Here is a 22,062-nt window from a genome sequence, read left to right as displayed (position 1 = left end):
GATCTCGTGACGAAACCTCGCCTTTACTCCGGAATGCAGCCCTCAGCCGACTCCCTCCAGATCGGCAACTACATCGGTGCGCTGCTCCAGTGGCGGGACCTGCAGACCTCGTACGACGCGTACTTCTCGGTGGTCGACCTGCACGCCCTCACGGTCGCGCAGGATCCGGCGGAGCTGCGCGAGAAGACCCGCCGCACCGCTGCCCAGTACATCGCCGCGGGCATCGAGCCCTCGCTGTCGACGCTCTACGTGCAGTCGCACGTCCGCGCGCACGCCGAGCTGGCCTGGATCCTCAGCACCATCACCGGGTTCGGCGAGGCCGGCCGGATGACGCAGTTCAAGGACAAGTCGGCTCGCTACGGCGCCGACGCCACGAGCGTCGGACTGTTCACCTACCCGGTGCTGATGGCGGCGGACATCCTGCTCTACCAGACGGACGTCGTCCCGGTCGGCGACGACCAGAAGCAGCACGTGGAACTCACCCGCGATCTCGCCGAGCGATTCAACTCGCGCTTCGGGGAGACCTTCACGGTCCCGATGCCGGTCATCCAGAAGGAGACCGCACGGATCTACGACCTGCAGAACCCGACGTCGAAGATGTCGAAGTCCGCGGAGAGCGATGCCGGTGTGCTGTGGATGCTCGATGAGCCGGCGAAGTCCGCGAAGAAGATCATGCGGGCGGTGACCGACAACGAGGGATCGGTGCGCTTCGACCGGGAGAACAAGCCTGGCGTCTCCAACCTGCTCACCATCTACGCGGCCCTCACCGGCCGGCAGGTCGCGGCGATCGAGGACGAGTACGCCGGCCGCGGTTACGGCGACTTCAAGAAGGGTCTCGCCGAGGTCGTCGTGGAGGAGTTCGGTCCGGTGCGTTCGCGCGCCCTGGAACTGCTCGACGATCCGGCCGAGCTGGACCGCATCCTCGCGGCCAACGCGGCGCGCGCGGATGCCGTCGCCGACGCCACCCTGTCCGACGTGTACGACCGGGTGGGTCTGCTCCGTCGCGTCTGAGCGCCGCCCTAGGATGGGGGTCGTGACCGATCCGCAGCTGCCTCCCCCGTCCGGCGTCGCCCCACCTCCCCCGGTGTTCCCGGCCCCGACGGCGTATCCGGCTGCTCCTGCGCCGAACGTGCCGGCACCGCCTCCCGGCGCCTATCAGGTGCCCGTCGGCGGGTACACGGCTCTGGCGGGCTCCTACGGCGTCCCGGAGACCTCGGCACGGCCGTCGGGCTTCCTCGGGATGCTCGCGCTGAGCCTCGCTCTCGTGGCAGCCCTCATCACGCCGATCATCGCGGGGATTAACGCCTTCGAGATCGGGCGACTCGTGCCGCAGGGCCTCTCCGCGGGAAGCGGTGACCTGAGCGCCCTCTCCCCCGCACGGGACCAGGTGCTGTGGGCGGAGCTGTCGTTCTGGACGGGCACGGTGCTCGGCATCGCCGCGATCGTGATCGGCATCCTCGCGATCCGCCGCCGACAGGGTCGTGGGGCCGGCATCGCCGCCATCGTGGTCGCGGCTGTCGCCGCTCTGCTGTTCGTCGTCGTGCTGGTGATCGCGTTCGCGACCGGGAGCGCGGCCGGCTTCGCCGCCTTCACCGCCTGACGCGTCAGCGCGGCGCGTGGTGCTTCTGCTGCGCCGCGAGGAGCCCCTCGCCGACGAGGAGCTCGACCGCGTCGGCGGCGTCGGCGACGAGGATCGGCAGGTTCGGCCGTTCGTCCTTGCCGAAGGGCGCCAGCACCCAGTCCGCGGGATCCTGGCGACCCGGAGGCCGTCCGATGCCCACGCGCACCCGCGGGAAGTCGGCCGTCCCCAGCGCCCGCGCCACATCGCGCACGCCGTTGTGTCCGCCGTGGCCTCCCCCGGTCTTCAGCTTCAGCGTGTCGAACGGGATGTCGAGCTCGTCGTGCACGACGACGACCTGCTCGGCGGGTACCGAGTAGAAACGTGCCAGCGCGGCCACGGGAGTGCCGGAGACGTTCATGAACGAGTTCGGCTTGACCAGCACGAGCTTGTCGGCGCCGGGCCGCAGCCAGGTCTCGACGACGCGCGCTCCCGCCTTGTGCTCGCGGAACGACTCGCTGCGACGGGCGGCCAGTTCGTCGAGCACCATCTGGCCGACGTTGTGCCGGGTCGCCTCGTATCGAGGGCCGGGGTTGCCCAGTCCCACCACGAGCCAGGTCGACGGCATGTCTCGTCCTCTCAGTGCGGGGCGGACCCCGGGTCAGGATACGACAGAGGGGACGCGATCGGATCGCGCCCCCTCTGTGAGGATTCAGACGGAGATCACTCCGCGGCTGCCTCTTCGGCGGTCTCGGCCGCAGCCTCGCCCTCGGCTTCGCCCTCGCCCTCGGCCTCGTCCTCGACGGGGGCCGCGGGAACGGAGATCGCGACGATCAGCGTCTCGGGGTCGGCGAGCAGCGTCGAGCCCTTGGGCAGGGTCACGTCGGCGGCGGTGATGTGCGCGCCCTCCTCGAGGCCCTCGACCGAGATCTCGAGGTTCTGCGGGATGTGCGTGGCCTCGGCCTCGATCGACAGCGTGGTCGCGTCGAGGTTGGCGATCGTGCCGGGAGCCGACTCGCCGGTGACGACGATCGGGACGTCGATCGCGACCTTCTCGCCCTTCTTCACGACGAGCAGGTCGATGTGCTCGATGATCTGGTGCACCGGGTCCTTCTGGACGTCCTTGACCAGGGTCAGCTGCGAGGTGCCCTCGATGTCCAGCTCCAGCAGCGCGTTGGCGCGACGGATGATGAGCGAGACCTGGTGGCCGGGCAGGGCGACGTGCACGGGCTCGGTGCCGTGGCCGTAGATGACGGCCGGGATCTTGCCGGCAGCGCGCAGACGGCGGGCGAAGCCCTTGCCGAAGCTCTCGCGGAGCTCGGCGTGGACCTTGGTGTCTTCAGACATGGGGTTCTCCTTCGGGGCACGCAGCGAAGGCGCCGCGCGGTGGTCTTGGATTTTTCGGACTCGAGCTCACGCGTGAGGAAAGCCACCGGGCTTGCTTCGCCGCGTCGATAACGGATGTTCGCGCACGCGCAGAAGCATCCCTCGCCGAGGTACAGCCTCAATGGTACCGGATGACCCGATAGGCTGAGGACACCCGTCCTTTTCTGCAGAACACGGAGACCCCCATGCTCGATGGCGCCTTCCTCTCGCACGTACTCCTCTGGCTGATCGGCGCCATGACCGTGTGCGCCATCGTCGGCAGCCTGGGCGCCCTGTTCTCGATGGGCCGCTCGGGCTACCGCAAGGACTGACCTCGCCGCGTCAGCGCGCGGTCGCGGCGAGGGCGTCGCGGATCGCGTCGATCTCCTGCGTCAGGGGCAGCGACGCCTCGATCCTGACTCCGATCTCATCGTCCGCCAAAGGCTCCAGCGCCTCGAGCTGCGAGTCCATCAGCGACGCCGGCATGAAGTGGTCGGCACGCGCGTCGAGACGGCTCGCGAGTGTGTCCCGATCGACGACCAGCTCCGCGAAGAACGCGTCGTCCGCCTCCTCGCGGATCGCATCTCGGTAGCGTCGGCGCAGCGCGGAGCAGGCGACGACGATGCGATCCTCGCCACGAAGGGTCGCGCCGACCACGCGCAGCCACGGCATCCTGTCGTCGTCGTCCAGCGGGATGCCGGCGGCCATCTTCTCGACGTTGGTGAGCGGGTGCAGGTCGTCGCCGTCGACGAAGCGCGCTCCGAGCCGCTCGGCGAGAGCGGCGCCCACCGTGGACTTGCCGGACCCGCTCGGTCCCATCACGACGATGCGCACACTCATACCTCCGGCCCGATGATATCGCGGACGTCGACGCGGCCGCCGTCCCTGGCGGTCCGCGCGGTCATGCGAACGGGGTGACCAGGTCGATCCCCGCGACCGTGATCGTGACGGTCTGCCCCGGGCGGACGAGCGCTTGCGAATGCGGCGCGCCCGTCATCACGACGTCTCCCGGCCCCAGCGGCGTCCACCGCGCCACGTAGGCGAGGCACTCCCGGATCGGGACGGGCAGACTCCGGCTCCCCGTCTCGGCGACGAGGCGGCCGTCCACCGCCACGGAGAGCTCCACGTCGTCGATCCCGACCTCCGTGTCGATCCACGGCCCGAGCGGCGTGTACCCCTCCCCCGACTTCGACTCGAAGTTGCGGGGATCGAACTCGACTCGCTCCGGGCTGGAGAGGTCGTTCACGGCGGTGACGCCGAGCACGAACTCCTGGGCGTTGCCCGCCGTGAGCCCCGCGGTGGCCCGGCCGATCACCACGGCGATCTCCCCCTCGGCCACGGCGGCTCCGGCATCGCGGCGCAGCGTCACCTCCGCCCCGCCCACCACCACGGTCCGCGGGCTCTTCAGCCAGGCCTGGACGGGCGAGACGTGCTCCGGTTCGTTCTGCGCGATCCCGACGAGCACGGTTGGGTCGACGGGAGCGATCAGCGGAGCGTCGACGGCCTCCCCCACGTCGGCCGGACGGTGCCCCGCTGCGAAGGCGGCGAACGGGTCGGCGACGGGGATGAGGCGGTCGCCGTGCGGGCGGACCCAGCGAGGGCCCTCCGCCGTGGCGATGCGGCCGAGCAGTCGCGGACCGCCCGTCATCGACCGACCGCCGTGATCGACACGGTGGTCGCGAACACGTCGTAGCCGCCCTCCGCGCGCGAGACCTTGATGGCGTCGTCCACCCGCGTGAGGTCCCGACGCAGGGTCTCGGGGGCGAGGAAGGTCGAGGCCGTCGTGATGAGGGCGAGGACGGCCATGTAGATCGCGAGCAGCACCCAGTTTCCGCCGCTCACGGCGATGAGATACGCACCGAGGACCCCGGCCAGACCACCGGCCAGGACGGCGGAGATCTCCCGCGCCATCGCCACGCCGAGGTAGCGGTGGCGGTTGCCGAACAGCTCGGGGAGCATCGCGCACTGCGGCCCCAGCATGCTGTTGACGGCCACGCCGATGCCGATCGCGATCACCCCGATCGCCAGCGCGTGGTTGCCCAGCGACAGCATCCACCAGGCCGGGAACGTGTAGACGAGCATGAACACCGCGCCGAAGCGGTAGATAGTCCGCCGCCCGAACCGGTCGGAGAGGTGTCCGGTGAACGGCACCGAGAACACGCCGATCAGCGAGCCGAGGGTGACGCCCCAGGTGAGCAGGCTCTTGTCCGCGCTGTCGCCCGCGACCGTGACGAAGAACGCCAGCCCCAGCGTCTGGAACATGTAGGAGCCGCCGTTCTCGGCCATCCGCAGTCCGACGCCGACGATGACGCCGGGGAGCCCGTGCGTGAAGATCTCGCGGATCGGACGGTCGGCGATCTGCTCGTGCTTCTCCAGCTCCACGAAGGTCGGCGTCTCGCGCAGTCGCATCCGGATGAAGAGCGCGAGCAGGATGAGCGCGAACGAGGCCAGGAACGGCACGCGCCAGCCCCAGCTCAGCAGCTGCTCCTCCGGGAGCAGGGTGATCAGCCCGAACACCACGGCGGCGAGCAGGGTGCCAGCCTGGATGCCGACGAACGGCAGGGCGGAGAAGAATCCGCGCCGTCTGACCGGAGCGTACTCCGCCATCAGCACCGTCGCGCCGGCCTGCTCCGCTCCGGCTCCGAAGCCCTGCAGGAGACGCATCAGCACGAGGAGGATCGGCGCCCATACGCCGATCGCGGCGTACGTGGGGAGCAGCCCGATCGCGGTGGACGCGCCGCCCATGAGCACGATGGTCGCCACGAGCACCCACTTGCGGCCGAGCTTGTCGCCCAGGACTCCGAAGAACAGCCCGCCGAAGGGCCGGGCGAGGAACCCGACGCCGAAGGTCGCGAAGGCGGCGACCGTCGCCATGGCCGGGTCGTCCTGCGGGAAGAACAGCACGTTGAAGATCAGCGCCGTGGACAGGCCGTAAAGCGCGAAGTCGAAGTACTCCAGCGCGCTGCCGATGCTCGACGCGAGCGTGGCCCGTCGCAGGTTGGCGGCGTATTCCGGGTCATCGGTCGCAGCACGGGCTGAGGGGCGGGATTCGGTCACGGCCATCTCCTTCGATCGGCTTCTTCGCCTGTGGCGTGGTGCCGACTGTACCAGCCCGTTGAATGCTGTTCAACCCTTTGAACGCCCAGCATGCGCGAAGGAAGAGACCATGCGTCGGGAGCGGAGGGCGACGGCGCGCCGGCGTTCAGCGCCGGGCGGCGGCGCTGAACGGGTTCGTCAGCGCGGCAGCCGCCGCGCGCAGGGCCTCGCCCACACGCTCGATCCGCTCGTAGTCGGCCTCGGCAGCACGGATCGCGACCCCGAGCGCGAGCGGCGGGTCGGAGGGCGCCCAGCCGTCGAGCGGCACCGCGACCCCGACGATGCCGCGGAACGACTCCTCGGCGTCGAGCGCCCAGCCGCGACGGCGCGCGGCCGCCAGCGCATCCAGCAGCCCGGCCAGGGTGGTGGTGCTGCGCTCCGTGAGCTGCGGGAACACGGCGCCCTCGCCGAGGAGAGCGACCACCTCTTCGTCGCTCATCGCAGCGAGGAGCGCGCGACCGGTCGCCGACAGCGGGGCGGGGAGCCGGGAGCCGAGCGGGGTGCCGAGTCGAAGCGACCGTGACCCCTCGTGTCTGGCCAGATACAGCGCGTCGGTGCCGTCCAGCATCGCGACCTGCACGAGCTCCGACGACAGCTGCGGCGACGCCTCGCACACGCTGTAGAACTCGCGGACCTGATTGAACTGCGCGGCGAACGCACCCCCCAGCTCCGCTGTGCGCAGGCCGAGTCGGTACCCCTGCACCGTGCGCTCGATCATGCCGCCGGCCTCGAGCGCCAGGCACAGGTTCGCCGTGGACGACTTCGCGAGCCCCAGGTCACCGGCGAGCTCGGTCAGCGTGCGCGGACCACCGGCATCGGCGAGCAGGCCGAGCAGACGGATGCTGCGGCTGACCGCCGGCGCGGGATCGCGCCCCTCGCGCGTGTCGTCGTCCATGGCCGTGCCTTCCGCCCGTCGGGTGTCGCCGCGGCCGGGCAGCCGCGTCGGATCAGTAGAACTCGACCGTATCGACGACCGCCGTGAGCGGCTCGCCATCGAGCAGGCGCGCCGCGTTCTCCGCGAACCGGCGCGCGATCCGCTCCTCCTCCTTGGAGCTGAGCGCAGCCGTGTGCGGGCTCACGAGCACGCCCGGATGCCCCCACAGCGGCGAGTCCTCGCTGAGGGGCTCCTGCTCGAAGACGTCCAGCGCGGCGAAGGCGATGCGACCGTCGTCGAGCGCGCCGATCAGCTCCGCCTCGTCGATCACGCTGCCGCGACCGACGCTCGCGAGGATCGCGCCCGGCCGCACCGCCGTGAGCACGTCTCGACCGATGAGATGGTGGGTCTGCGCGGTGCCGGGAAGCGTGACCACGATCGCGTCGACTTGCGCGACGGCGTCGACGAGCTCATCGAGCGGAACCAGACGATCCACGCCGGCGACGGGCTCACCGGACCGCGTCGTACCCCACACGCGCGCGCCCAGGGCATGGAAGCGGCGGGCGCACTCCGCGCCGATGCCCCCGAGACCGACGACGAGCACCGTCATCTCGTCGAGCTGGCGCATCTCCCACCGGTCAGGCCAGGTGCGATCGCGCTGGTCGGCGAGCAGGCGAGGAAGGTTCTTCGCGCCGGCGATCACTCCGAACACGGCGAACTCGGCGAGCGGACCACCGTGCACTCCCGCGCTCGTGGTGAACACGATCCGATCGAGGTCCGCCCGGTCGAGGCCGGCCGCCTTGACCGTGGCGCCTCCGCCGGCCGCGGTCGTCATGACCCAGCGCAGACGCGGATTCGCCGCGACCGTGCGGGCGAGCGCCTCCGGATCGACGTCGGGGATGCCGAACAGCGCGTCGGCGGAGTCGACCAGCTCGTCGAAGGCCTGCTGCGCGCTCGGCGTGCGCGCGTAGTCGGGGTCACCCGCCCAGTCCGCCGGCCCACGCATCGGGGGCAGGAGTGCAGGGTCGCGGATCATCTCGACCCGAGGCTCGAGCTCCTCGATCATCCGGCACAGGTCTTCCCGCAGCGGCACCGCCGCGACGACGCGCAGCCTGTTGTCGGTCCCGGTCATGCTGATCCCTTCCTCGGGTGTCGAACCCTCACCCTAGCTCAGATACATCCTGCTGGACACTGTTCTGCCTGCTGGATTGTTGCTACCGTGGCCGCATGACCACTTCGTCCGTCGCCGTCGGGGCCGTGGGCCTGGGCGCCATGGGCCGCCCCATGGCGCAGCGCCTCCTCGCCGCGCACGACAGTCTCATCATCCACGCCCGCCGCCCGCAACCCGAGCTGATCGCCGCCGGGGCCTCCTGGGCGGAGACACCACGCGAGCTCGCCTCCAGGGTGGACGTGCTGCTGTCCATGCTGCCCGACCTTCCGCAGCTCGAAGAGCTCCTCGACGGGCCGGACGGCCTGCTCGCCGATGCCGGGGACCTCCTGATCCTCGTCGGCTCCACGTCCTCAGCGCCCGCCGTCCGCGCGCTGGCCGAGCGCCTGAGTGCGCGGACCGAGGGGCGCGTGCGGCTCGTGGACTGCCCCGTGTCCGGGGGCGAGGACGGCGCGGTCTCCGGCACTCTCTCGATCATGCTCGGGGGCGCCCCGGACGACGCCGCCATCGCCGCCGAGGTCCTTGCGCCGTGCGGCACGCCCGTTCTGCTGGGTCCGCTGGGCGCGGGCGAGGTCGCCAAGGCGTGCAATCAGCTCGTCGTCTCCGCCACGATCCTGGCGCTGGGCGAGGCGACAGTGCTGGCCGAGCGCTCCGGCCTCGACCTCGACGCGCTGTGGTCGCTGCTCTCCCGCGGATACGCCGGGTCGAACCTGCTCGACAGCCGCCGCGACAGGCTCGTGAGCGGTGACGACTCCCCGAGCGGCGCCGCGCAGTACATGGTGAAGGATCTCCGATTCGCCGCCGACATCGCCGCGGCGACCGGAACCTCCCCCGTTCTGCTGCCCGCCCTGCGCGCGGCCTTCGACGAGCTCGTGGACGCGGGGCTGGGCGAGCGGGACATCGCCGTCACACGACGCTTCATCGCGTCGCGTGACACAGGTGAGCACTGACCTCCCGTACAGCGATACGCTGAAACCACCCTTCTTCACGATCGAGGAGCCTTCTGTGCCCGAAGCATCAGCGAACATCGGAGTCGTCGGACTCGCCGTCATGGGGTCGAACCTCGCCCGCAACCTCGCCAGCCGCGAGGGGAACACGGTGGCGATCTTCAACCGCAGCTACGAGAAGACCCAGACGCTCCTCGACGAGCACCCCGAGGCCGGATTCGTCCCGGCGCACACGTACCAGGAGTTCGCCGACTCGCTGCAGAAGCCGCGCACCGCGATCATCATGGTCAAGGCCGGCGGTCCGACCGACGCCGTGATCGACGCGCTCGTCGACGTCTTCGAGCCGGGCGACATCATCGTCGACGGCGGCAACGCCTACTTCCCCGACACGATCCGCCGCGAGAAGGCCGTCCGCGAGACCGGCATCAACTTCGTCGGCGCCGGCATCTCCGGCGGCGAGGAGGGCGCGCTCACCGGTCCCTCCATCATGCCCGGCGGTTCGGACGAGTCGTGGGTCACGCTCGGCCCGATCCTGAAGTCCATCGCCGCGATCGCCGAGGGCGAGCCCTGCGTCACGCACGTGGGTCACGACGGCGCCGGCCATTTCGTGAAGATGGTGCACAACGGCATCGAATACGCCGACATGCAGCTCATCGCCGAGGCCTACGACCTCATCCGGCGCGGCACGGGCAAGGCGCCCGCCGAGATCGCCGACATCTTCGCCGAGTGGAACAAGGGCGAGCTCGAGTCGTACCTGATCGAGATCACCGCCGAGGTGCTGCGCCAGGTCGACGCGGAGACCGGCAAGCCGCTGGTCGACGTGATCCTCGACCAGGCCGGAGCCAAGGGCACCGGCGCATGGACCGTGCAGACCGCGCTCTCGCTGGGCGTCCCGGTCTCCGGCATCGCCGAGGCCACCTTCGCCCGCTCGCTCTCGTCCCACCCCGAGCAGCGTGCCGTGGCGGCGTCGCTTCCCGGGCCGGACGAGGAGTTCACGGTTCCCGCCGACGAGGTCGACGCCTTCATCGAGGACGTGCGCCTCGCCCTGTACGCCTCGAAGATCGTCGCCTACTCGCAGGGCTTCGACGAGATCCGCGCCGGTGCCGCCGAGTACGGCTGGAACATCGACCTCGGTGCGATCAGCAAGATCTGGCGCGGCGGCTGCATCATCCGCGCGCAGTTCCTCAACCGCATCGCGGACGCGTACGCCGAGACCCCCGACCTGCCGGTGCTGATGACGGCGCCGTACTTCGCCGAGGCGCTCACCCGCGGGCAGGCCGCCTGGCGCCGCGTCGTGGTGACCGCCGCCCAGGCCGGGATCCCGGCCCCGGCCTTCTCCTCGTCGCTGTCGTACTACGACGGCATCCGCGCCGACCGGCTTCCCGCCGCGCTCGTGCAGGGCCAGCGCGACTTCTTCGGCGCGCACACGTACAAGCGCATCGACAAGGAGGGCACCTTCCACACGCTGTGGTCGGGCGACCGCACCGAGATCGAAGCCGAAGACACGCACTGACGTCGCTTCGTCGAAAGGGCCGGGCACCGCGAGGTGTCCGGCCCCTTCCCGTCTCCGGGCACGATGTTCCTCAGACGACGATGTTGTGGTTGCGGCGGAACACGTTCTGCGGATCCCAGAGCGCCTTGACCTCGCGCAGCCGCTGGAACGCCTCCGGCGCGAACATGCCGGGCACGGCGTCGGGCCGCTCGGTGTCGGCGAAGTTGCCGTACTCCGCGAGGCGCCCCGCGACGATCCGCTCCGTGTCAGCCGTCACCGTCGCGCGAGCGGCGTCGTCCAGCATCCCGGGGATGTCGAACGCGCCGGCCATCACGAACCAGGTCGCGGAGCGTGCGGGGAAGGCCGTCTGCTCCTGGGGCACATCGCCGAACGCTCCGCCCAGCGAGCGGAGGAACACCACGGATGCAGGGTAGTCGCGGCGGAAGGCGACGAGCCGTTCGATGAGGTCGTCGTCGAGATCGGCGAAGAGACCGTTGCCGCCGATGAACCCCGGAGGAGCCGGAGCATCGTCGCCCTCGGGCTGGGGCATCTCCATCAGGATGTCGCGGTACGCCGGCTCGGTCACCTCGGTGCGGACGCCGTCGAGCGAGGAGATGGGCTCGAGGATCGCCCGCAGCGCCTCCGCGTCCGGCGCGGCCCAGACCGCGGTCAAGCGCGCACCGGCCGGAGCGCTCGGGTCCATGGGGGGCACGTCCATGTAGGTGACGGTGAGCTCGCGCGGGGCGTCGCGCAGCACGTCGCGGGCGGCGCGGAGCACGGCTGCCGCATCCGCCTCGACGACGCTTTCCGAGAGGGCGATGCCGGGGAGCCGATGGGCCTGGAAGTCGAAGCGGGTGACGACGCCGAAGTTGCCTCCGCCGCCCCGCAGCGCCCAGAAGAGGTCGGGATGCTCGGCGGTCGAGGTCTCGACGACCTCCCCGCTCGCTGTGACGACCTGCGCACCGACGAGCTGATCCGCGGCGAGACCCCAGGCCCGCACCATCCACCCGACGCCGCCACCGAGGGTGAGACCGCCGACCCCGACGCTCGCGGTGTCGCCCGAGCTGAGGGCGAGCCCGTGCGCGGCGAGCGTCGCGGCGACATCGCCCCAGACGGCGCCGCCGCCGACGCGGACCGCTGTGCCGTCGACCTCGATCGACGCGAGCTCTCCGAGCTCGAGGCGGATACCCGGCTCTGCGCCGTGCGACCAGGGGCCGTGCCCGCCCGACACGACGGTGAGGGGAACGGCTTCCTGCGAGGCGCGGCGCACGAGCGCGGCGACCTCGGAGATGGTGGAGGGACGGTGGATGGCGGGCTGCGGGGATTCGACGTTGTCGACCATGACGACACCGTAGACCCGGCATCGGACATCGCGACAGAGGGGCGGTGCGCCGCCCCTCTGTCGCTCGCGCTCACCGCGTGATGTCCTGCACGACGCCCTTGGTCAGACGGAACCGTCTCGTCGCGCGCCGGGCGACCGCCGAGTCGTGCGTGACGACGATCATCGTGATCCCCTCCGCGCACAGCTCCTCGAGCAGATCGAGGATCCCGTCGCGCATGCCCTCGTCGAGATTGCCCGTCGGCTCGTCGGCGAGCAGCACCCGCGGTCGCTTCACGATCGCCCGCGCGATCGCCACCCGCTGCTGCTGCCCGCCCGACAGCTCGGCAGGACGGTGATCGCCGCGGTCCTCGAGCCCGACGTGCACGAGGGCGGCGGCGACACGGCTCCGCCGCTCAGCGACACCGAGTCCGAGCGGTTCCAACGCCATGTCGACGTTCTCCGACGCCGTCAGAGTCGGGATCAGGTTGAACCCCTGGAAGACGAACCCGATCTCCTGCGCCCTGATCCGGCCCAGCTCCGCCGGCGATGCCGACGACAGGTCCCTGCCGTCCAGCATCAGACTGCCGTCGGTGGGGGTGTCGAGAGCACCGAGCAGCTGCAGGAGCGTCGACTTGCCTCCTCCGGTCGGTCCCTGGATGGTGACGAACTCGCCGGGGAGGATCTCCAGATCGACGCCCGTGAGGGCCTTCACGATGCGTCCCTTCTGCGTGTAGGTGCGTGTGACGCCGCTCGCGTGGTACAGCGGGTCGGGCTGGGCGGAATCGGGCCCTGCGGGGGCGAGGTCTGCCATGGTCATGTCGTTCTCCTTGTGCGATGTGTAGGGATGGGCCGCGGTGCCGCTCATGCGACGGAACGGAGCGCTTCGGCCGGACTCAGGCGAGCGGCGCGCCATCCGCCGAACGCGCCGGCGACGAGTCCGCCGAGGACGGCCAACCCGGCAGCGGCCACCAGCACCCAGGGGGTGAGCGGGGCCTGCAGCACGATGTCCGCGGCCTGCGTGGCCTGGAGCATCGGGCCTCCGCCGCCCGTGGGGCCCGCACCCATTCCACCCGGTGCGCCCTGGCCTGCTGCCGATGCACCGGCGGCCACAGTCGGCCGCAGCACGTTGATGAGCAGGATGCCTGCGAGACCGAGGACGAGCCCGGCGGCCCCGCCGATGAGACCCTGCACCATCGACTCGCCGGCGACCTGGCGCACGACGCGTCCGTTCGACCAGCCGATCGCCTTGAGAGTCCCGAACTCCCGAGTGCGCCTGCCGACACCCGAGAGCGTCAGGAGCACCGACAGCAGCACAGCCACGGCGAGCACGATGATCGACAGCCAGGAGCCGAGATTCGTGATCAGAGACGTTGCGTTCGACAGCGACCCGGAGACCGTGGCGGCGAGGTCGGACTGCGAGGAGACGGTCGTGTCCGGCAGGGCCTCCGCCAGCGCGGCCTGCACGTCGTCAATGGACGAAGCCGAATCCGCCTGGACGTAGACGGTGGAGACGACGTCCTCGACGCCGGCGAGCCCCTGCGCGGTGTCGAGCGGGAGGTACACATCGGCGGCGGTGTCCGCCGTGCCGGAGGTGGAGGCGAGGATGCCGACGACCTCCACGTCCGACCCCGCGACGTCGATCGTGTCGCCGACGGCGATCTCCTCGGAGGTCGCGTAGGTGCTGTCCACGAGCGCGACCAGCTGGCCACTGTCGTCGGCCTCGAAGCCGCGGCCGCCCTCGATCTCGGCGGAGGCGAGCGGGCCGATCGCGGCAGCGCCGGGGTCGATGCCGAGCACGGTGAAGGAGTCGATCCCGAACGCTCCGCCGCCCGCTCCCCCGCCCTCGGGCGGAGCCTGCCCCGCATCCGGCGCACTCCCGCTGTCGCCGTCCTGACCGCCGAAGCCGCCGCTCGGCACCTCCCCGGAGAAGGTGGAGTTGGTCAGGCTCAGAGCCCCGGTCGCGGCCGAGACGCCGTCGGTCTCCGCCACCGTGTCCAGGACCGATGCGTCGAGCGTGCCGCGCAGGAAGTCCGTCCGCAGCGTCGACTGTGCGAGCGTCGTCGTGTCGCCGTCGGTCTCGCCCGCGTCGGCGTCGAACTCGAACCGCGGACCACCGCCTTCTCCGGGTTCCGCCGCCGCCCCGGTGACGGTGAGGTCGGTCCCGACGCCGTACACGGACTCCAGAGCCTGCGCCTGGGCGTCCCGCACGCCGGCCGTCAGGGCGTTGACCACGATCACCAGCCCGATCGCGATGGCGAGCCCGATCGCCACGATCATCGTCTGCTTCTTGCGGCCGGCGAGTTCGCGCCGCAGATATCTTCCGTACATGTCTCTCCTCCTGCCGCGGTCGTCACGGCGTGGGATCGACGCTAGGAACGCCCGTTATGCGGATTCGAGGGGAGGATGATGAACACCCTATGGAACGACGCTCTCAGAGAATGCATAGCCCTCTCCATAGAAATTGCATAGGAGATTCCGCAGAATAGGGACATGACCAGCGACCTGCCCGAACTTCGCCGCCCCGATGGCTCTCCCCTGCGCATCCTCGCCGTCGACGACGAGCAGATGCTGACCGACCTGCTCGCCATGGCCCTGCGGATGGAGGGCTGGGAGGTGCGCACGGCATCGTCCGGGATGGAAGCACTCCAGGTGGCGCGCGAGTTCGAGCCCGACGCGCTCGTGCTCGACATCATGATGCCCGACCTCGACGGGATGTCGGTGCTCAAGCGCCTCCGCGAAGGCGGCAACCTCGTCCCCGTGCTCTTCCTCACCGCGAAAGACGCCGTCGGAGACCGGGTGGCCGGGCTCACCGCCGGTGGCGACGACTACGTCACCAAGCCGTTCAGCCTGGAGGAGGTGATCGCCCGACTCCGCGCGATCATCCGCCGCACCGGCCACGCCACCGCCGACGACGGCCAGTCGATCCTGCGGGTCGCGGACCTCACCCTCAACGAGGACAGCCACGAGGTCGTCCGCGACGGCACCGAGATCGAGCTGACAGCCACCGAGTTCGAGCTGCTCCGCTACCTCATGCGCAACGAGCGCCGGGTGCTGTCCAAAGCCCAGATCCTCGACCGCGTGTGGAGTTACGACTTCGGCGGCAAATCCTCGGTCGTCGAGCTCTACATCTCCTACCTGCGCAAGAAGATCGACGCCGGCCGCACTCCCCTGCTGCACACCGTCCGCGGGGTGGGTTACATGATCAAGGCTCCCCAGTGACCCCAGCGACGATGACGAGACGGCCGATGAGCCTGCAGACGCGGCTGATGACCGCCGTGATCGGGTTCGTGTCGCTGATCCTCATCATCGTCGCCGTCATCACCAGCGCCACCCTGGGCAGCACCCTCGAGCAGCAGCTCGACGACAAGGTGAAGGGCTACGCGGTGACCATCCGCGACCGGGTGGTCGAGGGTGTCGCCCCCTCGGACGCCACGGTCGAGAACATCCTGTACCGGCTCGACCCTGTTCCCGGCCTGTTGCTGTCCGTCGGCAGCCCCGTCGCCGGACCGACCGGCGTCGCGTTCGACGACTCTCGCGGCGCCCTGAGCAGCACGCGGCAGTCTCTGACGTCCGAGCAGCTGAGACAGCTTTACGCCACCGTGGCACTCGGCACGCCCGCAACGGTCTCGTTCGATGGGCTCGGCTCCTACCGCGTGGTCGGAACCACCGCGAGCAACGGCGTCGTCGTCATCACGGGCCTTCCTCGCGACGAGATCCAGAATCAGCTCACGCAGCTGCTTACCGTCATCCTGCTGGCCACGGTCGGCGGCCTGATCCTGCTCGCGCTCACGACCGCCATCACGATCCGAGTCGGCCTGCGTCCCCTCCGCGCGGTGGCGGCCACCGCGACGAGGGTCGCGAACCAGCAGCTCGCCCGCGGCGAGGTCAGCATCACGGAGCGGGTGCCGGCGTCCGAAGCCGATCCCCGCACCGAGACCGGTCTCGTGGGGGCGTCACTCAACAAGCTGCTCGATCACGTGGACAGCTCCCTCGCGGCGCGTCAGAAGAACGAGGAGCAGATGCGGCGGTTCGTGGCGGACGCGAGCCACGAGCTGCGCACACCGCTCGCCTCCATCCGCGGCTACTCCGAGCTGTCGCTGCGCGCGCTGCGGCATGCCCCGGACTCCGCGCAGAGCGGCGAGGTGATCGAGAGCACCACGTCGTCGCTGGAGCGCATCCAGGCGCAGTCGCTGCGGATGACCCGGCTCGTCGAGGACCTGCTGCTCCTCGCCCGGCTCGATGAGGGGCGGGAGCTCGTGTACGGCACGATCGACCTGACACAGCTCGCTCTCGAAGGGCTCTCGGATGCGCGGCCGACCGCTGCCGACCACCACTGGAAGATCGATGTCCCCGACGAGCCCGTCACGATCGTCGGCGACGCGGGGAGGATGCACCAGGTGGTCGCGAATCTTCTGGCGAACGCCCGCACCCACACCCCGGCCGGCACGACCGTCACCCTGAGCGTCGCTCGGGACGGCGATGATGCCGTGCTGCGGGTGCACGACGACGGTCCAGGGATCGACCCCGCGATCCGCGACGAGCTGTTCGCCCGGTTCGCGCGCGGCGACAGCTCCCGGGCACGGCAGACCGGCGGCACCGGACTCGGCCTCGCGATCGTGAAGGCGATCGTCGAAGGACACCACGGCTCCATCACGGTCGAGAGCGTGCCCGGCGACACCACCTTCACCGTGCGCATCCCCGTCGAACCCCCACCCGCCCCCGCTCGCGCCTGACCCCGTCCCGGCACGCCGCCACACGGCACACTCGCCGCCCCGGACACCTGCCGCCACACGGCACACTCGCCGCCCCGGACACCCGTCGGCCCGGACACCCGTCGGCCCGGACACCCGTCGGCCCGGACACCCGTCGGCCCGGACACCCGTCGGACGGGACACCTGTCGGCCCGGACACCCGTCGGACGGATGCGCGGATGTCGGGCCATTCCGTCTCGGTGTGCCCGACATCCGCGCCAACGCCCGACATCCGTACGGGGCGGCAGCCGTTCGGCCCGACATCCGTACAGGTCGGCAGCCGTTCGGCCCGACATCCGTACGGCGACAGCTGCCAAGTGGCCGCTGTCAGTCGCGTTCGCGGAGCCGCGCGATCGCCGCGAGGACCGCAGCCTCCACCACAGGCCACGAATGGACGATCTGCGCGTAGTCGAACCGCAGCGTCTCGTAGCCGAGCGCTGAAGCCAGAGCATCGCGCATCAGATCGCGGTGACGTTTCTCCGGTGAGTCATGGTTGCCTTTGCCGTCGGCCTCGAGGATGAGCAGGCCGTCGAGCACGAAATCGACGCGACCGACGCCTCGGATCCGCACCTGGCAGTCCAGGCGGATGCCGCGCAGGTGAAGACGCAGTCGCAGCAGAGACTCCAGTCCGCTGTCGGCATCGGAACGCGCGAAGTCGACGAGCCAGCGCGCACGCGCCGGGAGGCGGGCCCGGATGCGTCGCCGCGCTGCGGAGGTGATCTTGCGCTGCGCGAGCGCCGACTCGAGGGCGGCGAAGAACGCCTCCTCTCCGCCGCACCGATGGACGTGGACCAGGACCTCCTCCAGGGGCGCCAGGCCGACGCCGGCGACACCGGCATCCCGGTGGACGACACAACCGCAACCGTGATGGTGAGCGCGGCCTCGCGCCCCGAGCCACACGTGCACGGCATCGGCAGGGATGAGGGTCCAGATCCCGTAGAGGCGCAGCGCGTGCGCACACGTGAGGGCACCGCCGTGCGCCGCGGCCTCGACGAGCTGCGGGTCGGCCGTCGGCACGGCGAAGACACCTGGCCTGATGCGCACGAGCGCACCCCGGTCGACCTCATCCGCTCTCATCCGCCGCGTGATGCCGTACCTCCCGAGCAGGGTTCCCCGCACGACCCCACCGTGGTGGGCGGTCACACTGGCGGCGCTGAGCATCCCTCGATGCTGCCCGGTCCGCCCCTTCGGCTCAGCGGAAGAGGCCGGTTGTGGATGGAGAGCGCGAGTACGGTCCGCGGTGCAGGAGCGGTGGATGGGACACCTGTCGGACGGATGCGCGGATGTCGGGCCCGGAAGGGCTGTTCGGTCCGACATCCGTCCGCTCGCCCGACATCCGTCCCGCCGGACCGGGACGGGGAGCGAGACAGGGACGGGGACGGGGACGGGGACGGGGACGGAGTCAGTAGCCGGCGAAGGCGTCGGTCGTGAGGGTGCGGGCCTTCTGCAGAGCGGGGGCGAGGTCGGCGATCAGGCGCGGCGGGCCCGAGATGAACGCGTGGCGGTCGGCGAGGTCGGGCACGGACCGCTCGAGGGTCTCGGCGTCGAGGCGCGCCCCCTGTCCCCAGGTCCAGTGCGCCGGGAGCTCGGCCGGTTCATCGCGCGTGAACACCACCGTGCGCACTCCTGTCGCAGCGAGCTCGTCGCGGAAGGCGAGCTCCGACGCGTCGGAGGCGACGTACACGAGCACCACGTCGCGCTGCTGTCCCGTCGCCTGCAGCTGCCGCAGCTGCGACACGAAGGGCGTCACGCCGATGCCCGCCGCGACCATCAGCACCGGCTGCTCGCCGCGCGGGAGGATGAAGTCGCCCCAGGTCCCGGTGACCGCGAACGTCGCTCCCGGCTCCGCGGCGGCGAGGGCGCGCTTGTAGCTCGACGGGTGCTTCTGGTCACCGTTCTTGTAGGCGATGCGCAGCGTCGGCAGGTCAGCCGGAGCCGACACGATGCTGAACTCGCGGCGCGTGCCGCGGGCGTCGGGCCGACGATGCGGGACGTCCAGCTCGAGGTACTGCCCGGGGAGGAAGCGCACGCGCCCCTTCGCCCGGAAGGTGAGCTCCTGCGCCGTCGGAGTGACGAACCGCCGCCGCTCCAGCACGAGCCGCACGGATCCGCGCAGCGCGAAGGCGAACGCGACGAGGTTTCCGATCAGCAGGGCGCGCTCCTGGCCCAGCGTGAACAGACCGGCGATGGAGATCGGCCATCCGGCGAGCAGCCCGACCACGACGGCGACCACGATCTGCTGTCGACGGCGCGGGGGAAGCGTGAGCGGTTCGGAGAGCATGAACGCCCCGAGGAACAGGAACGGAGACTGGAGCACGGCGAACGGGAGCGCCGTCCACACGTCGAACGCGATGTCGAACTGCGCGGCCTGCACCGCCTGCCGGACGACCGACGTCGCGACAGCGACCAGCAGGAACACGGCCACCACCCGCACCTTCTCGGTGCGCCACAGCACGGCCAGGCCGAGGATGACGACCGGAATCGTCAGCACCGGGGTGCCCACCCACCACGACGATGACGTTCCCAGCCAGTCGAAGGCCCCGAACGCGCCCAGGATCGACACCACGGCCGCGCCGAACGCGGCCGGGTTGAAGATGTGGCGACCGCGCCAGGCGATCAGGTACTTCGAGACGCTCGCGACCGCACCGGCGATCGCGAGTCCGAGCAGTGCCGCCGGCTCGACCCCGGGGCGCAGCACGAACAACAGGATCAACGCCGTCACGAGCGAGGACTCGATGCGCCACGGAAGCCGGAGCATACGCTGCGCCACCGCGTCGACCGCGGAGATCACCGCCGCGAGCACGACGAAGGACGCGACGAGTTCGAGCGGCGTCGGCGAGACGATCACGCCGAGGAGCGAGAGCACCAGCGCGATGACGGCCAGGGCGATCAGGGCGAAGAGCACGAGGCGGTACATCGACAGCGATCCGAGGACGGCGAGGACCCGCTGACGTGCGGCGGCGAAGGAGCTTTTCACGGTGTCCACTCTTCCTTAGTTGCCCGTGGATGTCGGAGCGCGTTCCGCGAGGAAGAGCTCGGCGGAGCACCCCGGTGAGCGCTGCACACGGCCGTCCGTGCTCATCCTGACCCATTCGACGCCCCACGCCGCGGCCAGTGCCGGCCCGCCGTCGAAGAAGAGCGCCGTCGCGGCGGCATCGGCCGTCATCGCCTCGGGTGCCAGCGCCCAGGTGGCCGCCCAGGTGCGGACCGGCTCACCCGTGCGCGCATCCAGCACGTGATGCAGGCCGTTCCCCCACGCGCGACGATTGGTCGCAGATGCACACAGCGCCCGATCCTGCACCTCGACGACGCCGATCGCCTTCTGCGGGTCGTAGGGATGCTCGAGGGCGATGCGCACCCCGGCTCCGCGCACGCGGATGTCACCGCCGGCGTCCACCACGAGGTCGCCGGGGACGTCGGTCAGCACCCCTGCGACGAGGTCGACGAGGCGTCCTTTCCCGAGTGCTCCGACGTCGAGGAGCGCCGGCACGGATGCCGTGACCTCGCCGCTCGTCCAGGAGACCCGCTCCTCCCAGGCATCCGGGGCTGCCACGGGCGCCCCCGGGACGAGCGAGTACGCGGCGTCGTACCCGAGCGCCGCCAGGCTGTCGGCGACGAGGGGATTGACCGCGCCAGCGGTCGCCCCGGAGAGCTCCCGGTACGCGTCGAGCATCGGCCCGGCGTCGCGGGAGACGATGCGTCCACCGTCACGGCCCAGTGCGCGCACCAGGGAGTCGGCGCGGAACCGCGACCACTCGCGATCGAAGCGGTCGATCTCGGCGGCGACGCGTCCCCGCGCCTCCTCGCCCAGCGGGTCGACGGTCTCGATCTCCCAGTGCGTTCCGATCGCCTCGAAGCGCCAGCTCGCCATGCGGCCTCAGGCGCCTAGGAGGCCGCCTGCTCCTTGATCGCGTCGACGGCGTCGTTGAACCCGCCGCTGGTGAGCGACGAGCCGGCCACACGACTCACGTTCAGCTCATCGATCGGCTTGCCCACCACCTCATCGGCGATCCCGTCGATGAACTCGCCCTGATAGCGCTCGGTCTCCGGGGCCTGCGGGTCGCCGGTCACCTCGACATCGGTCACGACGCCGTCCGCCAGGGTGAGCGTCACGGAGATCTGCTCCACCGTCTCCGGCGTCTGGTACGAGCCGTCGGCCGTGTAGGTGCCGTCGGCGTACGTCGCGGTCGCGTCGCCGCCGGACGACTCGGAAGAGGTGCCGGCGTCGGGCGTGCTGCCGCCGACGGTGTCGGCGTCACCCGCGTCGGCGGTGCCGGAGCATCCGGCGAGGACGAACAGACCCGCGATGCCCAGCAGCGCGGATCCCTTGCGGACAGAGGTCGGTACGGTCGTGCGGATCATGCTGGTCCTCCCGGCTCGGTGTCGTTCGACGGGCTCGTCGACTCCTCGACCGTAAGCACCGCTGCTATGCGCGGGCTGTGCCGTGACGATGGATCAGGCGTCTCCGCCGAACATGCTCGTCACGGAGCCGTCCTCGAACACCTCGTGGATGGCGCGCGCGAGCAGCGGAGCGATCGGCAGGATCGTCAGCTTGTCCCAGCGACGCGACTCGGTGAGCGGGATCGTGTCGGTGATGACGACCTCGTCGATCGACGCGTCCTGCAGCCGCTCAGAGGCCGGGTCGCTGAAGATCGCGTGCGTCGCCGCCACGATGACACGGTGCGCGCCGTTGGCCTTGAGGGCCTGCGCGGCCTTGACGATGGTCCCACCGGTGTCGATCATGTCGTCGACCAGGAGGCAGGTGCGTCCCTCGACGGCGCCGACGATCTCGTGCACGGAGACCTGGTTGGCCACCTTCGGGTCGCGACGCTTGTGGATGATCGCGAGCGGTGCGCCGAGGCTGTCCGACCAGGTGTCCGCCACGCGCACACGACCCATGTCGGGCGAGACGACGGTGAGGATCTCCCGGTCGGCCGGCGAGAGCGTGCGCTCGAAGTAGTCGAGCAGCACCGGCTTGGCGAAGAGGTGGTCGACGGGTCCGTCGAAGAAGCCCTGGATCTGCGCGGCGTGCAGGTCGACGCTCATCACGCGGTCGGCTCCGGCGGTCTTGAGCAGATCCGCGACGAGGCGGGCACTGATCGGCTCGCGGCCGCGGCCCTTCTTGTCCTGGCGCGAATACGGATAGTAGGGCGCGACCACGGTGATGCGCTTGGCGGAGGCCCGCTTGGCCGCATCGATCATGATGAGCGTCTCCATGAGCCACTCGTTGACCGGCTCGCCGAAGGTCTGCACGAGGAAGAGGTCGACGCCGCGGATCGACACCTCGAACCGGGCGTAGATCTCGCCGGATGCGAAGGTGCGGTGCTCGACAGGGGCGATCTCGGTGCCGAGGGCCTCGGCCACGGCCGCGGTCAGCTCGGGGTGCGAGCGCCCGCCGGCGACGACGAGTCGCTTCTTGGTCTTCGCGATGATTCCGGGGGCGACCCCGTTGTCACGATCCAGATCGACCGTCTTCTTCTTCCGGGCCAT

The 22,062-nt window shown here is 70.6% G+C and carries 22 protein-coding genes; 7 read left to right on the top strand and 15 right to left on the bottom strand.

What is annotated here, in order from left to right; translation table 11 throughout:
- The first annotated feature begins 6 nt into the window (after positions 1-6).
- A complete protein-coding gene (trpS, locus tag F6A08_RS07035) occupies positions 7-1,011 on the top strand; it encodes a tryptophan--tRNA ligase (protein WP_083513014.1) in 1,005 nt (334 codons plus the stop codon).
- A gap of 22 nt (positions 1,012-1,033) precedes the next feature.
- A complete protein-coding gene (locus F6A08_RS07030) occupies positions 1,034-1,600 on the top strand; it encodes a hypothetical protein (protein WP_151459004.1) in 567 nt (188 codons plus the stop codon).
- A 4-nt stretch (positions 1,601-1,604) separates the two neighbouring features.
- Here the strand turns inward: F6A08_RS07030 and pth are convergent, their stop codons facing one another.
- Both pth and F6A08_RS07020 read right to left on the bottom strand, forming a co-directional pair.
- Positions 1,605-2,186 carry an aminoacyl-tRNA hydrolase gene (pth, locus tag F6A08_RS07025; RefSeq protein ID WP_017202544.1) on the bottom strand — a complete coding sequence of 194 codons (582 nt, stop codon included), beginning with the start codon at positions 2,184-2,186 and terminating at the stop codon, positions 1,605-1,607.
- A gap of 95 nt (positions 2,187-2,281) precedes the next feature.
- The gene (locus tag F6A08_RS07020) at positions 2,282-2,905 is read right to left on the bottom strand and encodes a 50S ribosomal protein L25/general stress protein Ctc (RefSeq protein WP_017202545.1); all 624 of its coding nucleotides are present in this window, start codon (positions 2,903-2,905) and stop codon (positions 2,282-2,284) included.
- Positions 2,906-3,129: 224 nt separating this feature from the next.
- Between F6A08_RS07020 and F6A08_RS17845 the strand changes: the two genes are divergently transcribed.
- Entirely contained in the window at positions 3,130-3,255 is a 126-nt protein-coding gene (locus tag F6A08_RS17845; protein ID WP_017202546.1) for a hypothetical protein, read from the top strand.
- Positions 3,256-3,265: 10 nt separating this feature from the next.
- Here F6A08_RS17845 and F6A08_RS07015 read toward each other — a convergent pair whose 3' ends face one another.
- The 5 genes from F6A08_RS07015 to F6A08_RS06995 form a co-directional block, all read right to left on the bottom strand.
- On the bottom strand, positions 3,266-3,763 hold the full coding sequence (locus tag F6A08_RS07015; protein ID WP_151459003.1) for a gluconokinase: 498 nt from the start codon (positions 3,761-3,763) through the stop codon (positions 3,266-3,268).
- A 61-nt stretch (positions 3,764-3,824) separates the two neighbouring features.
- A complete protein-coding gene (locus F6A08_RS07010; protein WP_151459002.1) occupies positions 3,825-4,571 on the bottom strand; it encodes a fumarylacetoacetate hydrolase family protein in 747 nt (248 codons plus the stop codon).
- Entirely contained in the window at positions 4,568-5,986 is a 1,419-nt protein-coding gene (locus tag F6A08_RS07005) for an MFS transporter (protein ID WP_151459001.1), read from the bottom strand. The genes F6A08_RS07010 and F6A08_RS07005 overlap by 4 nt, the downstream gene beginning before the upstream one ends.
- 139 nt (positions 5,987-6,125) lie before the next feature.
- Complete coding sequence (locus F6A08_RS07000) at positions 6,126-6,914, bottom strand: IclR family transcriptional regulator (protein WP_124896002.1); 789 nt, start codon at positions 6,912-6,914, stop codon at positions 6,126-6,128.
- A 52-nt stretch (positions 6,915-6,966) separates the two neighbouring features.
- On the bottom strand, positions 6,967-8,025 hold the full coding sequence (locus tag F6A08_RS06995) for a D-2-hydroxyacid dehydrogenase (RefSeq protein WP_151459000.1): 1,059 nt from the start codon (positions 8,023-8,025) through the stop codon (positions 6,967-6,969).
- A gap of 95 nt (positions 8,026-8,120) precedes the next feature.
- On the opposite strand from F6A08_RS06995, the gene F6A08_RS06990 reads away from it, so the two are divergent.
- Positions 8,121-9,011 carry an NAD(P)-dependent oxidoreductase gene (locus tag F6A08_RS06990; protein WP_017202552.1) on the top strand — a complete coding sequence of 297 codons (891 nt, stop codon included), beginning with the start codon at positions 8,121-8,123 and terminating at the stop codon, positions 9,009-9,011.
- A 55-nt stretch (positions 9,012-9,066) separates the two neighbouring features.
- A complete protein-coding gene (gene gndA, locus F6A08_RS06985) occupies positions 9,067-10,521 on the top strand; it encodes an NADP-dependent phosphogluconate dehydrogenase (protein WP_151458999.1) in 1,455 nt (484 codons plus the stop codon).
- Between the two features lie 70 nt (positions 10,522-10,591).
- Here the strand turns inward: gndA and F6A08_RS06980 are convergent, their stop codons facing one another.
- The 3 genes from F6A08_RS06980 to F6A08_RS06970 form a co-directional block, all read right to left on the bottom strand.
- Positions 10,592-11,842: an FAD-binding oxidoreductase gene (locus F6A08_RS06980; protein ID WP_151458998.1), complete on the bottom strand. Its 1,251-nt coding sequence runs from the start codon at positions 11,840-11,842 to the stop codon at positions 10,592-10,594.
- A 70-nt stretch (positions 11,843-11,912) separates the two neighbouring features.
- On the bottom strand, positions 11,913-12,638 hold the full coding sequence (locus F6A08_RS06975; protein WP_192576700.1) for an ABC transporter ATP-binding protein: 726 nt from the start codon (positions 12,636-12,638) through the stop codon (positions 11,913-11,915).
- A gap of 44 nt (positions 12,639-12,682) precedes the next feature.
- Positions 12,683-14,149, bottom strand: a complete 1,467-nt coding sequence (locus tag F6A08_RS06970) for an ABC transporter permease (RefSeq protein WP_151458997.1) — start codon at positions 14,147-14,149, stop codon at positions 12,683-12,685.
- Between the two features lie 162 nt (positions 14,150-14,311).
- Here F6A08_RS06970 and F6A08_RS06965 point away from each other — a divergent pair, with 162 nt between their 5' ends.
- Positions 14,312-15,040 carry a response regulator transcription factor gene (locus F6A08_RS06965; protein WP_017202558.1) on the top strand — a complete coding sequence of 243 codons (729 nt, stop codon included), beginning with the start codon at positions 14,312-14,314 and terminating at the stop codon, positions 15,038-15,040.
- A 26-nt stretch (positions 15,041-15,066) separates the two neighbouring features.
- On the top strand, positions 15,067-16,554 hold the full coding sequence (locus F6A08_RS06960) for a sensor histidine kinase (RefSeq protein ID WP_151458996.1): 1,488 nt from the start codon (positions 15,067-15,069) through the stop codon (positions 16,552-16,554).
- A 345-nt stretch (positions 16,555-16,899) separates the two neighbouring features.
- Here the strand turns inward: F6A08_RS06960 and F6A08_RS06955 are convergent, their stop codons facing one another.
- The 5 genes from F6A08_RS06955 to F6A08_RS06935 form a co-directional block, all read right to left on the bottom strand.
- Positions 16,900-17,733: a DUF559 domain-containing protein gene (locus F6A08_RS06955; RefSeq protein WP_151458995.1), complete on the bottom strand. Its 834-nt coding sequence runs from the start codon at positions 17,731-17,733 to the stop codon at positions 16,900-16,902.
- A gap of 241 nt (positions 17,734-17,974) precedes the next feature.
- Positions 17,975-19,549, bottom strand: a complete 1,575-nt coding sequence (locus F6A08_RS06950) for an FAD-dependent oxidoreductase (protein ID WP_026049774.1) — start codon at positions 19,547-19,549, stop codon at positions 17,975-17,977.
- 15 nt (positions 19,550-19,564) lie between these two features.
- Positions 19,565-20,443 (bottom strand): FAD:protein FMN transferase, encoded by an 879-nt coding sequence (locus tag F6A08_RS06945; RefSeq protein WP_124896010.1) that lies wholly within the window; start codon positions 20,441-20,443, stop codon positions 19,565-19,567.
- A 14-nt stretch (positions 20,444-20,457) separates the two neighbouring features.
- Entirely contained in the window at positions 20,458-20,934 is a 477-nt protein-coding gene (locus tag F6A08_RS06940) for an FMN-binding protein (RefSeq protein WP_151458994.1), read from the bottom strand.
- Positions 20,935-21,027: 93 nt separating this feature from the next.
- The gene (locus F6A08_RS06935; RefSeq protein WP_017202564.1) at positions 21,028-22,062 is read right to left on the bottom strand and encodes a ribose-phosphate diphosphokinase; all 1,035 of its coding nucleotides are present in this window, start codon (positions 22,060-22,062) and stop codon (positions 21,028-21,030) included.

Origin of the sequence: Microbacterium algeriense (assembly GCF_008868005.1) — a bacterium.
Taxonomy (GTDB): domain Bacteria; phylum Actinomycetota; class Actinomycetes; order Actinomycetales; family Microbacteriaceae; genus Microbacterium; species Microbacterium algeriense.
The sequence above is the reverse complement of the archived record's forward strand: the minus strand, read 5'-3'. Positions and strand labels throughout refer to the sequence as shown.

What these genes read in the sequence shown, in the direction of transcription:
- F6A08_RS06980 (WP_151458998.1), bottom strand. Translation starts at nt 11,842, where the DNA reads ATGGTCGACAACGTCGAATCCCCGCAGCCCGCCATCCACCGTCCCTCC.
- F6A08_RS06965 (WP_017202558.1), top strand. Translation starts at nt 14,312, where the DNA reads ATGACCAGCGACCTGCCCGAACTTCGCCGCCCCGATGGCTCTCCCCTG.
- F6A08_RS06955 (WP_151458995.1), bottom strand. Translation starts at nt 17,733, where the DNA reads ATGCTCAGCGCCGCCAGTGTGACCGCCCACCACGGTGGGGTCGTGCGG.
- F6A08_RS06970 (WP_151458997.1), bottom strand. Translation starts at nt 14,149, where the DNA reads ATGTACGGAAGATATCTGCGGCGCGAACTCGCCGGCCGCAAGAAGCAG.
- F6A08_RS07005 (WP_151459001.1), bottom strand. Translation starts at nt 5,986, where the DNA reads ATGGCCGTGACCGAATCCCGCCCCTCAGCCCGTGCTGCGACCGATGAC.
- F6A08_RS06990 (WP_017202552.1), top strand. Translation starts at nt 8,121, where the DNA reads ATGACCACTTCGTCCGTCGCCGTCGGGGCCGTGGGCCTGGGCGCCATG.
- F6A08_RS06940 (WP_151458994.1), bottom strand. Translation starts at nt 20,934, where the DNA reads ATGATCCGCACGACCGTACCGACCTCTGTCCGCAAGGGATCCGCGCTG.
- F6A08_RS06975 (WP_192576700.1), bottom strand. Translation starts at nt 12,638, where the DNA reads ATGACCATGGCAGACCTCGCCCCCGCAGGGCCCGATTCCGCCCAGCCC.
- F6A08_RS06995 (WP_151459000.1), bottom strand. Translation starts at nt 8,025, where the DNA reads ATGACCGGGACCGACAACAGGCTGCGCGTCGTCGCGGCGGTGCCGCTG.
- F6A08_RS06960 (WP_151458996.1), top strand. Translation starts at nt 15,067, where the DNA reads ATGAGCCTGCAGACGCGGCTGATGACCGCCGTGATCGGGTTCGTGTCG.
- F6A08_RS07000 (WP_124896002.1), bottom strand. Translation starts at nt 6,914, where the DNA reads ATGGACGACGACACGCGCGAGGGGCGCGATCCCGCGCCGGCGGTCAGC.
- F6A08_RS06935 (WP_017202564.1), bottom strand. Translation starts at nt 22,062, where the DNA reads ATGGCCCGGAAGAAGAAGACGGTCGATCTGGATCGTGACAACGGGGTC.
- F6A08_RS07010 (WP_151459002.1), bottom strand. Translation starts at nt 4,571, where the DNA reads ATGACGGGCGGTCCGCGACTGCTCGGCCGCATCGCCACGGCGGAGGGC.
- F6A08_RS07015 (WP_151459003.1), bottom strand. Translation starts at nt 3,763, where the DNA reads ATGAGTGTGCGCATCGTCGTGATGGGACCGAGCGGGTCCGGCAAGTCC.
- F6A08_RS07020 (WP_017202545.1), bottom strand. Translation starts at nt 2,905, where the DNA reads ATGTCTGAAGACACCAAGGTCCACGCCGAGCTCCGCGAGAGCTTCGGC.
- pth (WP_017202544.1), bottom strand. Translation starts at nt 2,186, where the DNA reads ATGCCGTCGACCTGGCTCGTGGTGGGACTGGGCAACCCCGGCCCTCGA.
- F6A08_RS17845 (WP_017202546.1), top strand. Translation starts at nt 3,130, where the DNA reads ATGCTCGATGGCGCCTTCCTCTCGCACGTACTCCTCTGGCTGATCGGC.
- F6A08_RS06945 (WP_124896010.1), bottom strand. Translation starts at nt 20,443, where the DNA reads ATGGCGAGCTGGCGCTTCGAGGCGATCGGAACGCACTGGGAGATCGAG.